Annotated in this window: 9 protein-coding genes; 5 read left to right on the forward strand and 4 right to left on the reverse strand. The window is 41.1% G+C overall.

The features are described from left to right. The first annotated feature begins 139 nt into the window (after positions 1 to 139). Positions 140 to 4,948 carry a CHAT domain-containing protein gene (locus tag J4E76_RS13655; RefSeq protein WP_208505037.1) on the forward strand — a complete coding sequence of 1,603 codons (4,809 nt, stop codon included), beginning with the start codon at positions 140 to 142 and terminating at the stop codon, positions 4,946 to 4,948. Here the strand turns inward: J4E76_RS13655 and J4E76_RS13660 are convergent. Then, positions 4,934 to 6,139 (reverse strand): CHASE2 domain-containing protein, encoded by a 1,206-nt coding sequence (locus J4E76_RS13660; protein ID WP_208505039.1) that lies wholly within the window; start codon positions 6,137 to 6,139, stop codon positions 4,934 to 4,936. The two genes, J4E76_RS13655 and J4E76_RS13660, sit on opposite strands and share 15 nt — an antisense overlap. Further along, complete coding sequence (locus J4E76_RS13665; RefSeq protein WP_208505041.1) at positions 6,129 to 6,869, reverse strand: hypothetical protein; 741 nt, start codon at positions 6,867 to 6,869, stop codon at positions 6,129 to 6,131. Before J4E76_RS13665 ends, J4E76_RS13660 begins: the two co-directional genes overlap by 11 nt. Before the next feature lie 417 nt (positions 6,870 to 7,286). Here J4E76_RS13665 and J4E76_RS13670 point away from each other — a divergent pair, with 417 nt between their 5' ends. The 4 genes from J4E76_RS13670 (at position 7,287) to J4E76_RS13685 (ending at position 12,373) form a co-directional block, all read left to right on the forward strand. Beyond that, on the forward strand, positions 7,287 to 7,748 hold the full coding sequence (locus tag J4E76_RS13670; RefSeq protein ID WP_208505043.1) for a MarR family winged helix-turn-helix transcriptional regulator: 462 nt from the start codon (positions 7,287 to 7,289) through the stop codon (positions 7,746 to 7,748). A 175-nt stretch (positions 7,749 to 7,923) separates the two neighbouring features. Continuing rightward, entirely contained in the window at positions 7,924 to 10,317 is a 2,394-nt protein-coding gene (locus J4E76_RS13675; RefSeq protein ID WP_208505045.1) for an RND family transporter, read from the forward strand. Between the two features lie 26 nt (positions 10,318 to 10,343). After that, on the forward strand, positions 10,344 to 11,126 hold the full coding sequence (locus J4E76_RS13680; protein WP_208505046.1) for an outer membrane lipoprotein-sorting protein: 783 nt from the start codon (positions 10,344 to 10,346) through the stop codon (positions 11,124 to 11,126). An 11-nt stretch (positions 11,127 to 11,137) separates the two neighbouring features. Then, positions 11,138 to 12,373 (forward strand): hypothetical protein, encoded by a 1,236-nt coding sequence (locus J4E76_RS13685; RefSeq protein ID WP_208505049.1) that lies wholly within the window; start codon positions 11,138 to 11,140, stop codon positions 12,371 to 12,373. Positions 12,374 to 12,594: 221 nt separating this feature from the next. On the opposite strand, the gene J4E76_RS13690 is transcribed toward J4E76_RS13685, so the two are convergent. Together J4E76_RS13690 and J4E76_RS13695 are read right to left on the reverse strand one after the other, a co-directional pair. Further along, entirely contained in the window at positions 12,595 to 13,041 is a 447-nt protein-coding gene (locus tag J4E76_RS13690; protein WP_208505051.1) for a hypothetical protein, read from the reverse strand. 10 nt (positions 13,042 to 13,051) lie between these two features. Beyond that, a partial coding sequence (locus J4E76_RS13695; protein WP_208505053.1) for an Ig-like domain-containing protein occupies positions 13,052 to 16,273 on the reverse strand: 3,222 nt, incomplete at its 5' end.

Raw genomic sequence — 16,273 nt, forward strand, 5'->3', positions numbered from 1 at the left:
TTATAATTTGTTCATGGATGATCAATTTGTCGTCATCCAGTTTCATAAACCTCAAGCTCTCGTTACCTTTTTTATCGTTCGAACTTTATATATTCATTGTATATTTTCACATTATACTTAGAGTACCCTATAAAAAAGCATGCACAGACGTCTTCTCCTTTTATTCTCCTTTGTCTTTTTCCATTTTTCAGGTGTTGCACAGTCCATCCCAGAAAGACCAAATAAGATCGATAATCAGGGGAGACGAGTTGGAGATTGGACAATCCCTATGGACAAGAATTGGAATGAAACCCTCAATCCTGACTCCATTGTCTTTTATCGTTTAATTAGCTACCGCAAAGGAAAGCCCGTTGGAAAGGTCGAGGGCCGATACCTTACAGGCGAACGCCAATCTATTGGAGAGGCGATTAGTGACCGACCCGAATTTGTGTCTAAGGGTAACTGGAAATGGTATCACAAGAATGGCCAGTTACACCAAACCATGGGGTATAAGAATGGAAAACGAGAGGGTGAATTACTGCGGTATTATGATGACGGGATACTGGAAAGAAGGGCAATGTATAGAAAGGGGTTATTAGATGGCTATGATTCAACATTCTTCAATAATGGCAGGCTTAAAATTGTAGAAACCTATAAAGAAGGAATGGCCAATGGGCCACATCGGTTTTATTGGGAGAATGGGCAATTACGGGTCGAAATACACTGGAAAGACGGGAAAAAAAATGGCCTAGCGACTAGTTATTTTGAAAACGGCCAGATTGACATCGAAGTGAATATAGTTGATGATAAAAACCAGGGGCGTCTGGTTGAATATTTCCCCGAAGGTCAATTGAAAGTTGTCACATATTATGACAAAGGTAAAGTCATTCTATCAGATACGGCATATCATGAAAACGGAATGACCCGATTTATTACGACTTATCAAGAAGGAGTTCCACATGGATGGAGAAAAGTATTGAGTCAAGAAGGTCGTGACTCGTTACATATTTTATTTGATGAGGGTGTGATGCTCCGTGAGAAATACTTTTACCCCTCGGGTAAACTAGAATACGATGTACCCTATAAAAATGGTCTAGTGGACGGAATGGTTAATAAATATTTCGAGTCAGAAGGAATACAGAAGACAGAACCTTTTGCTAAGGGAAAACGGCAAGGAGAAGTTCTTGAGTTTTATAAAAACGGAGAGCTCTTTTCTAAAGAGAATTACGAAAATGACACGTTGCATGGTAAAGTCATGGAGTATTATCAGGGAGGAAAGGTTCGTTTTACGGGGGTTTATAATTGGGGTCAGCCAGAAGGCTTACATCAAACCTTCCATACAAATGGCAGGCTTAGGTCTTCCTTCGCCAATAGGATAGACATCCCAAACGACACTCTATATCAATATGACGAACAAGGAGTTCTGATATACGAAGGTTACTTCCTAAATGGACAATCAACTGGTTATATAGAAAAATATCCTAACGCTCAACTTAGAAGTAAGGTCGAGATGAAGGGTAATTTAAAACATGGAAAATCTACGCATTTCGGAGAAAAGGGTGAGTTGACGGGGACAGAGCTTTATCGTAATGACACATTACACGGAATCGCCACAACACATCACCCAAATGGTCAATTGTGGCAAGAGCAACCTTATGAAATGGGTATTCTACATGGAAAGCTTAAGGAATACTATGCTGCAGGAGGTATCAAAACCGAGGTAGAGTTCATCAATGGCAAAAAGGAAGGTGAATTGGTCGGTTATTTCCCTGATGGGAAAATTGAAGAGCAATATGTATTTGGTGCGGACCTTCAAGAAGGCCCCTATAAGCTGTATGATCGCTTTGGGAGATTAAAAGAGCAAGGCAACTATCTCAAAAATGAACTTCACGGAGTTCGCACTAATTATTACTCCACGGGTACTATAAAAGCTAGAACAGTTTATCGCAACGGCAAGCGACATGGTGAGCGAATTGAATATTGGAGTGATGGTGATGTAAAGGAAAAAGAAAATTTTGTAGATGGCCAGGTAGTTCAAAAATGGGTTTATGGAATAGACGGCAAAGAAACAGCCACTTCATTAAATGATAGGGCGCTGGTAGCCTCAAAAAAGGGAGAAAAAAACGAAGCAATTCGACTTGGATCACAAGCAGTTCTTAGGTCCGAAAAAGTTAGGCCCTTGAGCAACGAAAATCATTGGATTATCATACGAAACCTCGCTGGATACTATCACGAAGACAATAATTTTAAAAAAGCTGAAAAATACTATCGAGAAGCTCTATCCCTCGCGATAAAATATGCTCCAGAAAAGAAGGCACTAATCAATTCCTACAGATCAAGTCTAGCATGGAATTTCTATAAAGCCACGGAGTTTTTGAAATCTGAGAAGGAGTACCTTGCCTTACTGGATGACATCAAAGAATTCCAGGGGACGGCCAGTACGGTATATAGCGAAACCCTCGTAGATATAGCCTACTTATATAGGGGCTGGAGTAAATTTGATAAAGCCGAGGACTATTTCCTTAAAAGTCTTGTAATTCTTAGTAAAACGGAGGGAGAGGGAAGTGCTAAATACATAAGCGCAAAGAAAGGCCTAGCACAAACTTATGATCGTCAAGGTTTATTCCCTAAGGCAGAAGTTCTATATCTCGAAGTACTTGAAGGTGAGAAAACTCTGTTTGGGGAAAAAAGCAAGGAATATGCAATTACGTTAGATAATCTAGGGATGGTCTATTTTCGTCAAAACCTGACGGACAAGGGGTTCCCTATTTTGCTGAAAGCAAACAAAACCTTTAAAGAGGTAACGGGAGAGAAAAGCAGAGACTATGCGATAAGCCTAGACAATATAGCCACAGGCTATAATCAAATAGGCAAGCCCGAACTCGCTAAACCCTTTTATGAAAAAGCCAATACCATTTTTGCTCAAATAGAGGGAATAAGAAGTATCGATTACGCCATTTCATTAAACAACCTTGCAACAACCTACGTGGAGAGTGGTGATCATGAGAAAGCAAAAGCCAAGATCAGGGAGGCGTTAGAGATTATAGAAGAAAGAGTAGGCAAAAATGCTACTTACGGTGCTTTTACCTATCGACTTGCAAGACTTGAGGAAAACACTATTTCTCCACATTGGATACTTGTGAACCTGAAAGATAGAGTAGACACCATAGGCTATCGAATTGGGCCTTCACATCAGTTGTATCTAGATGCCATTGAAATACACGAAAGGGCATTAAGTGATAGACATCAGAGATATGCTCAGATACTTTCAGAATTTGCTAGTTATTTAAGTAAACGAGGAGACTTCAAAGAGATCATAAAGTATGAAAGGAAAGCCCTTTTGGCCTATTCCAAACAAATTGAGCAGAATTTTTGGAACCTAAGTGAACAAGAACAAGAAAGCTATTTCAATTCATTTAAGGAGAAGTTTGAATCCTTTTACACATTCACAGCAGCGCGATTGGTAGATGACCCTAACTTAACAAAAGATGCATATGATATAGCACTGAGAACAAAAGGACTACTTTTTAATAACTCTCTAGCGATTAGAAAACGCATTCTAGAAGGAAGTGATCTCGATCTTAAACAGAAATATCAGCAATACCTTAATCAACGTGACGAGCTAAATAGTCTATATAATAGTGCGCCAGAGAATCTCCAACAACTTGGAGTGGACATTCGAAAAGAAGAAGAATTGCTCAACACCTTGGAACGTGAATTATCAATTCTTTCAAAAGATTTTAACCAAACTCAAAATAACGAATCCGTTTCTTGGGAAGATGTTAGGAACAAACTAGAGGAAGATGAGGCAGCAGTTGAAATCCTTCGATTTAGAGTCAACAATGATGCTAAAAACAGATCGATGACACCGGGAATGAGAAGGTTTTCTGCTCGAAATACGATTTTCATTAACGTTGGAGGTGGTTCGATGACAGATTCCGTAGTTTATATGGCTTTGATAATCAAAAAGAATTTGTTACGACCAGAAATGGTTTTACTCAATGAGGGCAAAAAAATGGAGGGCAAATTTTTTGACAATTATAAGTATAAGCTCAACACGGCTCTTGCCGATCAAGATTCATATGGACGGTTTTGGTCTGAGATTACTCAAGAATTGGGAAATGTTAAGAAGGTATATTTTTCAGGTGATGGGATTTTCCATGCCCTGAGTTTGGGGTCATTGATGAACCCTGAAACTGGACAATACCTCGAAGATGAGCTGGATATCCATCTTTTACCAAGTACTCGCGACTTACTAGCTTCGGATGAATCTGAGTCTGAAAATAAGAGAGCTTACCTTTTAGGTGGACCCAACTTTAATATGGGAAATCCCTTTAATGGACAACCACAAGCCGACCAAATAAAGCCCCTGCCGGAAACTATCCCTGAAATTGAGGAGATAGGCGAAATTCTTTCTGCCGCTGGAATCAATTCTTCTATCTATAAAGAAAGTGGTGCAACAGAAAAAGAACTAAAGGCCTGGAAGAACCCTCGTATTGCACATATTGCCACGCATGGTTTTTTTCTAGGAGACCCGTCCTATGAAGGAAAGTTTGTTTCAAAGGGAGCATCTTCACCACTTTTTAGGTCCGGACTATTGCTGGCCGGAGCGTCAAATTCGAGTAATGGTGAAGGTGTTTTAACCGCCTATGAAGCCATGAATTTAGATTTTTCTGACACTGAGCTAGTAACACTTTCAGCATGTGAAACGGGACTAGGTGTGATCAAAAATGGAGAAGGAGTCTATGGACTACAACGCGCATTTCTTACTGCCGGAGCCCAATCTGTACTAATGTCACTTTGGAAAGTGGACGATGCCATTACTAGAAATCTGATGCTGGCGTTTTACCAAAATTGGATACTTGGAAGGCAAACCAAACGTGAAGCGCTAAAGAATGCCAAAATTCAAATCCGGAAAAACTACCCAGCTCCAAAAAGTTGGGCAGGCTTTGTACTAATTGGTCGGTAAATTAGCTTCTGCAGATTTCACCTTGATTTTTTTCTGAAAAGCACGAAGGCGGTGCAGATAATCAAAGGTTAGTACATATGCCAAAATGTAGAATAGATTCATCAGTTTGCCAAACCCAAAATAGGCAATAGTACTAAGTATAATTAGAAGAAGAAGCGCAATTACGGCCTTTTTGAAAAGCCCAAAACGCGACCATAGTTCCCTCCTAAGGAACCGATTAATCCATGAGTCGCCAAATACGATAAAAGTTGAAATCAGGAAGGACATCAATAGCAGAAAGATGATAAACAATGGACTTAAAAATGGGTCTCCGTTTTCCAGAGCCAGGAGCACATTCAGCAGCACCAATGGTCCGGGGAGATTTCCATCGATCGAGTCGACTGAATCATTAGCAAAGTCTCCAACCACAACAATACGATCTTTAACATATTCATGTTGACGGGACTTTGGGAGGAGTAAAAAGTCACCCATATCAAGTAATGCATTATTTTTTCCTTCAAATAGATCAAAAGACGTAATACGGTTTTTGAGAACGAATGAATTAAAAAGTCTGCCTGAGTTTAGCTTTCCCATCAAGATTCCTTTTTTATATTCTTCCTGATATAGACGTTCATACACCTTCAAGGGCAGTGACTTATATTGCCCCTCCTGCAATGTATACTTCAGAAAGAATCCACGGACCACTTTTATATCTGCCAATCCAGAATCAGTGTATACAACGGGAGTCTGAGCTTCATCACCTTCCAGATGAAAAGGGACGATCACAGGTTGGGCAGGGTTTGTCTCATCAAATCGATTAAGTGCTTTCTGAAGTCCCTCATCCTCTTTTGAGGGATCACCAAAGAATATATCAATGATGAGGTATTCGAATTCACTCTGGTACAAACTATCTAAAAGTTGTGTGATTAATTTCCGGTCGGTGATAGCTACTTTCCCGATAGGATAGGAACCTGTTTCGTCTAATTTCGGAATAACGGCCTTGGAATATGCGGTATTTAAAAAAAGGTAACGATCCCCCCCATCTTCAGAAGATTTAAATAAGTTAAGATCAATTCTGCGAAAAATTTCGAAGGCACGTCTTTCGTCACCAAACTGATATGGCAGTGATTGCATCAGCGGAATCAGAATCACCAACACCAAGGTATGAATGAGTATGACTCGCTTTTTCTTTGAAAGCCACTTAATTGCCAAACCGAACTATTTTTTTGATGAGTACTTCTGGATAGTAACCATAGTTAAGTTCAACGTAGCCAATAAGCTCGTCTATGGCTTGTTGTTTGTTATTGTTCTGTTTCTTTAATACCTGATAAATCTTCCTTAATTCTTGTTGGAATTCTTTTGGCTTAACTTGCAGAAAGTGGAGTTTGGCGTATGGCTCCCAACCCTCATCTTTTTGAGAAAGAAGGTCGATTGTGGAGTCACCGTGTGTTTTGATTTCAAAGAAGCCTTTCTTCCAATTCAAAACATGCACCTCTGATTCAATTTCTTCTCCAATTTTGATGTTTTGAGCCCTCGAGGGAATATAAACACGATCAGTTCTTATAAATTGGGTATATCTGACAAAGTCGTAAAAATCATCAAATACATCTCTTGAACTGGTCTTCTTACGAATGGGTTGCAACACATTAATTCCATAAAACTTCCATTCACTTGAAATTGGTTGTTTCCCCTTCACATAAGGACGAAGTATCTTCTTTCCTGAAGTAGGTCCAATAACGATGAGAATATCCGATTCCTTTGTGAATCGAATTTTTTCGAGCTCACTTTCCAAAATTTCGCTCCCTCTTTTGAGCTCCTTATTTTGACCATTGAATACTTCTTCATAGACATAGATAACATCAAAGACTTCTTCATTTAAAAGTCCTTGTGCACTTATATGCTGGCATAACAAGAAAAAAAGAAATATCAAACGGAGTGACATGATAGGGTTTATCTCACAAAAACAATGTCATAAGTGTCTTCATCAATTTAGCCGAAACAGAACTATATAAAAATAAAAAAGTGATTTAAGCTTCTTATTCACTTTTCTGGTGAATGATCTGATCAGCTTAAAGTCCTATTCTGACAACGCTCTTTATTTAGGTGGGGCTTTTGATCTTAAGAAAATTCAAAGGGCCAATAGTCGGCTATACACTATTGTTTTCGCTTTATGGTCATATAGGCTATAAAGAAGATGTTATCAAGGTCAAAGCCTTGAGGAAGGGGTACAAATAACTATCCCACAGCACCACACCTTACTGACATATTTCTGTAAATTGTTATGAATCTGACCAGCTGTTTGATTTACTCCGGAACCCGAAGTAAATTTGCAGCGTTGTCCTGTTACAAGGAAAATAAAATGAAAACCAGCGAAAAGAACGTAAAACAATTTACAGATGCTCTTGAAGCCATGCTAATGAAAATGCAAGAGGTAGACAACTCCTGCATTGAAGTATCAAGGGATCTTTCTAAACGTGAATTTGGCTTGGTGGTACTACTCGGTAAACACAACTCTCTTATAATGAAAGAAGTTGCAGATTTCACCGGGGTTCCAATGAGTACTGCTACGGGCATAGTGGATAAATTGGTCAATAAGGGCTATTTAATGCGGTTTTACTCAGAAGAAGATCGTAGAATCATTAGAATAGGTTTGAGCAAATATGGCGAAGAGCTTTATCAAATGCTCGAAAAAATGATGAACATGTTTGGGCAACATATCCTTGATGGGTTCACAAAAGAAGAACGAGAGCAGTTCATCTTTTTAATGCAAAAAGCCACTCAAAGCTTAGACTTTAAATTAAAGGCTGAAGCCACATCTTGATTTTTTTTGAAAATATATTTCGGATTTCGAACTATCTGGGAACTAAAATATACTCGAATCGTATTTTACGTTCATCGAATAAATTAAAAATCGAAATATTTTTCAAATGACTGTCCCTTCCGGTAACCAAGAGGCGTCATTTCGCACAACCACTAGAAATCAAAATTTAACCCAGATGAAAAAAAACATTGAAAACCTCAAAGACAGTTCTCGGCAATTCGGTGAACGTTGGGGTAAAACCGTAGTCAGGTTCAGATGGCCTGTGCTCATTGGCACACTTTTATTCGCCATGGCTTTCGGAGCGGGAGGCCAAATGGGCTTTAACAGCGACTACCATGTCTTCTTTAGTGAGGACAACCCACAAATGTTGGCCTATGATGGGCTGCAGAATAAGTACACTAAAGATGACAATGTATTTATTGTACTTGCCCCGAAGGACGGACAAGTGTTTACAAAGGAGACACTAACGGCAATAGAAGAATTAACTGCAGAAGCATGGCAAACACCTTATTCGAGTAGAGTGGATGCAATTACAAATTTTCAATATACCAGAGCTGTAGAGGACGATTTGTATGTGGAAGACTTGATAGAAGATGCCGCAAGTAAATCAGAAAAAGAGTTAGCGGAATTCAAAAACATTGCCACGGAAGACCCTAGGCTGGTACATCGGCTAATCAATGAAGCTGGTACCGTCACTGCAGTGAATGTTACTGTCCGCTTACCTGAGGTAGATAACGGTGAAAGTGCCGAGGTTACAGCTTTTGCTCGGGAGATGGTATCGAAGCTCGAAGAGAAATATCCAAACATAGACACCTATCTCTCGGGAATGGTGATGCTTAACAGCGCCTTCTTCGAGTCTGCTAATGGCGACTTTCAGACTTTGACTCCTCTGATGTTTTTGATCGTTATCATTACGATTCTCTTAACCACAAGGACATTCTCAGGAACGTTTTCGACCCTAATCGTGATCGTACTCTCCATAATGACGGCTATGGGCTTTGGGGCCTATATGGGCATTGGACTTACACCACCTTCTGGCGCATTTATCAATATCATACTTACGCTAGCAGTTGCAGACAGTATTCACGTGTTGATCACCATTATTCAACAAATGCGAAAAGGAGTGCCAAAGAGAGAGGCAATTGTAGAGTCTCTGAGGTTGAATTTCATGCCTGTTTTCATTACTAGCCTTACCACGGTAATAGGCTTTCTTTCCATGAACTTTTCAGATTCACCACCATTCCATGACTTAGGTAATCTTACGGCTGTCGGTATGGTTGCTGCCTTTCTTTATTCAACACTCACTTTACCAGCCTTGTTAGCAATTCTTCCAGTTAAGGTTAAGAAGAGAGTGACCGAAGGTGGAAAACTTCCATTTCTGGAGCGTTTAGCAGAATTTGTTATTGCCAACAAACGACCAGTGATCGCAGTGTCTTCACTTCTGATAATCACTTCTTCATTTCTCGTCTTCAAGAATGAGCTCAATGACGAATTCATAAAATACTTCAGCAAAGACGTACAGTTTCGATCAGACACCGACTATATATCCGACAATCTAACAGGTATCTATACCGTAGAATTTTCCATAGCCGCAGATGAAGAAGGTGGCATCAACGATCCTAGTTATTTGAACACCTTGAAGTCCTTCGAAGACTGGCTTTACACGAATGAAGAAGTCATTCATGTAAATGCATTTACCGAGGTGATGGAACAGGTAAACAAATCAATGCATGGTGATGACCTGTCCTATTACAAGATGCCAGACAACCGTGAAGAGGCTGCACAATACTTGCTGCTTTATGAAATGTCTCTGCCTTTCGGCCTTGACTTGAACAATCAGGTTAATGTAGACAAGTCGGAAACTCGCGTCATTGTGACAATCAAGAATATCCCGACTCAAAGTATGTTAGCTCTAAGTGATAGGGCAACGGACTGGCTTGATGAAAATGCTCCTAGCCATATGAGAGCAGAGGGTGTAAGCAGTACAATGATGTTTGCCCACCTGTCGGAGAGACAAATTATGAGTATGATCAGCGGAACGGCTGTAGCACTTCTCTTAATATCTATTGTACTGGCTTTCGCAATTCGTAGTGGCAAGTTTGGCTTTTTGAGCCTCATACCTAATATCACTCCGGTGATCATTGGCCTGGGTATTTGGGGGCTTTTTTATGGATATATCAACACTGGCATCTCGATCGTGTTCGGTATGACATTGGGCATTATTGTTGACGATACTGTCCATTTCTTATCCAAGTATCTAAGGGCTAGAAGAGAACTGGGTAAGAGTCCGGAAGACTCTGTACGCTATGCCTTTTCAACTGTAGGACAAGCATTGCTGGTCACCACATTTGTATTGGTAGCAGGGTTCTTAGTACTCGCCCAATCGAACTTTGGCCTCAATTCCGACATGGCCAAAATCACCACGATCATTATCATCATGGCCTTGGTATTAGACTTCTTAATGCTACCTGCCCTGTTGATGCTCTCACCGGTGAAGAGGTCACAAGACGTCAAAAATATAGCATCCAAGGGAAGCACTGGAGATTTAAGTGCTATTCCCGCCACATAATTGAAAATCAAGAAAATAGTAAACAGATGAAAAATACATTATTAACAATATTAGGATTGTTCATTGCCATAGGATTGCAAGGACAATCAGCAGAAGAAAGAGGCATTGAGATTGCAAAAGCAGCAGATGCCTATGACCAAGGGTTTGGCAGTTCGGTCACTAAACTCACCATGATTCTCACCAATAAGCAAGGTCAGGAGAGTACAAGGTATATGAGTAATCAAACGCTTGAACTGACTGAAGATGGTGACAAATCCCTTATAGTTTTCGACAGTCCAAGAGATGTAAAAGGTACGGCAACACTAACGTTCACACATAAAGAAGGGTCAGACGACCAGTGGCTTTATTTGCCCGCCTTGAAAAGGGTCAAGAGGATTTCTTCGAATAACAAGTCTGGACCATTCATGGGAAGCGAATTCGCTTATGAAGATTTATCATCACAGGAGGTTGAAAAATACACCTACAAATTTTTGAGAGAGGAAGAAATCAATGGCGTAAATGCTTTTGTAGTAGAAAGAGATCCGGTTGACCCTAAGTCTGGCTATACAAGGCAGGTTGTTTGGTACAACAAGGAGAACTATCGCTTGGAAAAAATGGATTTCTATGACCGAAAGAATGCGTTACTCAAGACGCTCACTTATGCAAAATATAAAGTCTACAAGGAGAAGCACTGGCGCGCAGGTGAAATGAATATGGTGAATCATCAGACTGGAAAGAAAACCCAGTTGAACTTCGATGATTACCAATTTGACTTGAATCTGAAGGAGTCTGACTTTTCTCAGAACAGCTTGCAGAGGGCAAGTCGCTAAGCTAAGAGCTCATGATTTTAAGATTAATCAATTCCACGCCTATTAATAACCGATGGAGAAATACGTTCTCCATTGGTTCCCTATTACTGTTGTTGTCCTTCCCTACAATAGCACAAGATGACGAGTCCATTTTTAAGGAATTCTCAGGATATGTAGGCGCGGACTATCGATACTTCTTTGAAGATGGCCTCTACAATGGCCAAAAAAGGAGCTTCCCATCACTCATCATTCAACCAGAGTACTTGTATGAGTGGAACGGAGGTGACAATCGAATTAAGTTTATCGGTTTTGGTCGATTTGATAGAGATAGCAGAAGAACTCATTTTGATGTACGCGAGCTATACTATCAGACGGTTAAGAATAGTTGGGAGCTGAGTGTTGGCTTCAAAAAAGTGTTTTGGGGTAAGACTGAGGCAGTGCATTTAGTTGACATTATTAATCAGACTGATTTTGTCGAGAGCTTTGATGGTGAAGAGAAACTAGGTGAGGCTATGGTACAGCTATCTTACTCCTCTTCGGTGGGAACCTTTGACTTATTCTATCTACCGTACTTTCGAAAAAGAGTGTTTCCTGGGGAAAGGGGGCGACTGAGAACCTCTTTTATCATTAATGATGATGACGTGGCTTTTGAGTCACAGGCAGAAGAAACGAGACCGAGTTTTGCAGCGCGATGGTCGGCTTTTACTGGGCCTTTTGACTTAGGCCTTTCTTACTTTAATGGAACGGGTAGAGAACCTTTTTTCAGGGCAACAAACGGAGGTGGTTTTCAGCTGTTCTATGGAATCATAGAACAGGTAGGAATAGATATTCAGGCGACAACAGGACCTCTTCTATGGAAGGTAGAAAGCATTGTAAGAAGAAGTGACTTTCAAGACATGTGGGCTTTGGCTGCGGGTATAGAATATAGCTTTTTCGATATTGCTAGTACCGGACTGGACATTGGTATTGTCGCAGAATACTTGCATGATGATCGAGGCTTACTATCCTTTAGTAGCCTTGATAATGATTTGTTCACTGGCGCTCGATTTGCATTTAATGATACACAAAGCACAGAATTTCTTATTGGAGGAATTATGGACTTAGATAAAAGCACTAAACTTTGGAGTATCGAAGGTAGCCGAAGACTTGGCAACTCTTGGAAAGCGGAAATTGAGATGAGATTATTTGACGATGTAGATCAAAACGAGTTCCTAAACTTTATTCGCAGAGATAGTTTCTTGCAGTTCAGCTTGAACAAATATTTTTAGATCATCAGGACCGACTCCCTCAAAAAAAGTAGGGCCAAACTCGTCCAGTTTGGCCCGTATTCACCAAAACACATGTTAACATTTTCAATGGAACATGCTTTATTATTATGAGACTCTAGTTTAAATATTCGTTCAACTTTTATGGTTCGAAATCATTCCAAGAGGTAAGGATTTTGTTTTCAGCATTAATTCGGACTTCGATCCTTAGGCTTGGCGAATATTTATCTAGAAACCTTGACGGTATAGTTTCCTTGAATTCCGGCTCTTACTGGAGCGGTCCCTGCATGAAAGAAGGAGAATTGAAATTCCGTTAAGCTCAAAGTATTTATGGTCAACTGTTCTCCCGTGTCGAGAGTAATCAGTGTCCCCGTATTGTCGGTCCACTGCCATGTGCCGCTTGCACTGAAAAGATCGGCTCCGTTTGTTGTCTGGTAGGTTCCATCTGCAAATGACAATGTGAAGCTAGGGTAATTCAATGTTACATTCTGGCCGTCAAGAAGGATTTGTCCGGACACACCCAAGCCCCAATCACCAGACAATTGTTGAAATGCAGTCTCTGTTAAGCTTGGACCATCATCATTGGAACAAGAACTAGTCAAAATGAGTAATAGCACTACATAAAAAAGGAACAACTCTAATGACACTAATTGTCTTATAAATCTATTCATATCGTTTATTCTATCTTTTGATGATTACTTTCTTTCTCACTACTGACTGCCCATTGGTAAACTGGACAATGTAGATGCCCATCTCATATCCTGATACATTTAAGGTCAGTTGCTGCTGGGTATGGCCTTTCTTATTGAACATAGCTACACCTGTGGCATTGATAACTGTAATGTCAAGCTTACTACCATTCAGTGCGGATAAGTCTATGGTCAACAGCCTACTTGCTGGGTTGGGATATATCTCAATATCAGCCGGGACAATGATTCCCGTATCTACCGAGGTGATAATCGCCCCTTCACCCGATACTGGATGAGCTTCGTTCCCACCTTCATGATTGAAGATGATATTTCCTCCATAGTTTCTAACCTCTGTTGGTACAAAGGTGACCGTAACGTCTGCACTCGCCCCTGTTGTAAGGGTCAATGATCCTGGCAGCACACTAAAACCTGCCGGTGTGGATGTAATTCTTACTTCCACAGGTTTTTCACCATCATTAGTCACTGTTAGCGTTCGTGTTTGGCTAAGGCCTAGAGCAGACATATCAAAAGCGCCATCACCTGTCACAAAAATCGATGGCTCAAGTACATTGTCTATCGTTATGGTCAGCGCCTTTTCGAAGCTTCCTCCTTTACCATCTTCTGTCTTCACTCTGATGCTATAGCTGTCTTTTGTCTCAAAGTCAAACACTGCCGCTGCCTTCAAATTAGTGCCATCAATAGAGAAACTAGCATTATCAGTATCTCCTGTACCAGATACTATTGTGTAGGTATGACTGTCTCCTGCATCTGCATCGGTGCTGGTTAGTGCTCCTACTATCGCTCCAATTACATTGTTCTCAGAGATACTGGCTGGTGTGCTGGTAATGTCTGTTGGTAGGAAGTTAGTCGTGTACACTTCATCTGTGAAGTCTCCATTCCCTGTACCTGTGCCACCAAGCTTATTGGCTGCATTATCCAGAATACTGTCATCGTCTTTTACATTCAGTCCAATAGTTCCTTGTCCTGATATTCCATTTACATTGACATCATAGGTCTTTGCATCTACTTGCGTCACTGTGTTAAGAGTTGCTGCTGTACCGGTCAAAGCCAATTCAAAGTCCGTGAGGTCTACACCTAGAACGTCTTCTGAGAAGATGACTCTAAAGTCTGCCGAGGCAGTTCCTGTATTTAGCTGATCAGCATCTTTTCTAGCAATGGAGCTTACCGTTGGCACTGTACCATCAAAGGTCTTGGTTACTGCCGTTCCGGCTGCACTGGTATTGCCTGCATTGTCAGTAGCTACTCCCGCAGCAAGACTAACGCTTACCGTTCCATCTGCTGTTGGGGTGATATCAAAACTCCATTTCTTGTCATTCGATATGGCTGTGAAGTTTGATGAACTACCATTAATTACACTTAAGTCTGTAGCACTAAAGCCTGCTACTGCCTCATCAAATTCTACGAATACTGTATAAACTCCATTCACAAGATCTGTTGTAGTAGCATTGCTAATGGTCGGAATTGGTCTAACACCATCAACCAATACAGTGGCTGTTGATGCAACGTTATTGAGTCCCAATATGGCATCTACACCAAATGCATCTTTCATCGTTCCACCATTGAGGTTAATGGCGGAGCCTATAGCTATTCCATCTGCATCTAGCTCACCTTCTACAACAGAGTAGCGGAACAGGATGCTACTGCCATTACTTACCGTGCCCACCTGAGTTGCATTGACTGTGGTACTACCAATGGTCATTGGAATGGTAGCCGTACCTGTGATCGTTACTGGCAGCACCATAGTCACCGTAAAGTCAAGGTCATCACCAATACCATATGTGTCTGCGGTTGGTGCTGTAACACTACTCACCACTGATGCAGCAATTGTAGTAAAGCTCCAATCAGTGGTATTGCTGATACCTGCGTAGTCATTACCAGCTTTATCAACAATTGCTCCTTGACCCATGGTTACATAGACTTCCGTAGCTGGTGGTAAAGTGTTTTCTAGGTCAATAGTTACTGTTGAACCTGAAACAGTAACCTTAGCACTGGAAACATCAAAGCTTTCCAGAATAGAATCATCACTTGATTTGCGAACCGATATATTATTTCCACCCTTTAGAACATCTTCTGCAAAAGTTAGTATCAGATTTGTGGTCGGTAGTATATCCGTTGCATTGTCTACTGGCGATAAGACTGGAGAAGTCACTTCGACATCAATCGTCACTGTTAGCACTTGACTTGCAGGGCCTGTATTTCCTACCTGATCGGTGGTTATCGCCTTTACAGATATATCTCCTGTCAAGGTCAATGGTGATGTGGTCAATGTCCACGCCCCTACCACATCTGCTACGGTAACTCCAAAGCTGACATCATTGATAAAGACTTCTACATCAGCATTGGCTTCTGCTACTCCATTAAATTTAAGGGTAGTAGCATTGGTGATGTTATCGCTATTGCTCGTTCCTGTATCAGAGGATGCATCAAGATCAATGGTTGGTGCTGCTGGTGTTGCAGTGTCAACTGTGACACTCAATCCGCTGCTTTCTACACTTGTATTACCCGCTGCATCTGTGGCCTTGGCAGTAAGGCTATAGCTCGCATCTGATAGTGTGGTATTCTCATGGTTGAAAGACCACTGCCCTGCTCCATCTGCTGTTGTAGTACCAATGCTTACAGCATCTATAAATACTTCTACGGTAGCATTGGCCTCAGCTGTTCCATTAAAACTTAAGGTTGGATCGTTCGTGTTTTGATCTGTTCCATTAGCTCCAGTATCATTGGTAATAGAACTCACCACCGGGGCCGCTGGTGCAGCCGTATCTATGGTAACTGATAATGCCGCGCTCGAGGAACTTGTATTGCCCGCAGCATCTGTGGCTGTGGCCGTAATTGCATAGATAGCATCAGTCAGTGTCGCAGTTTCATGGTTGAAAGACCATTGCCCTGTTGCATCTGCTGTCGTAGTACCGATGCTCACGGCATCGATAAAGACCTCTACCGTGGCATTAGCCTCAGCTGTTCCATTGAAGCTTAAGGTATTATCATTGGTGATACCATCTGCGCCATTAGCTCCACTGTCTGTTGTGATACTACTCACAACTGGGACTGCTGGAGCTGTTGCATCCTTACTCGTGCTTGCCGTAACGGCCGCTCCCACATTAGATGATGGGTCTGTAAGGGTAACCGAAAGCGTCAAGGTGCCATCACCTAGGCCTGATAGATCGGCCAAGGTGATCTGGTCTGTAGCTGT

It is taken from the genome of Roseivirga sp. E12 (genome assembly GCF_017592825.1).
In the GTDB taxonomy this organism is placed as follows: Bacteria; Bacteroidota; Bacteroidia; order Cytophagales; family Cyclobacteriaceae; genus Roseivirga.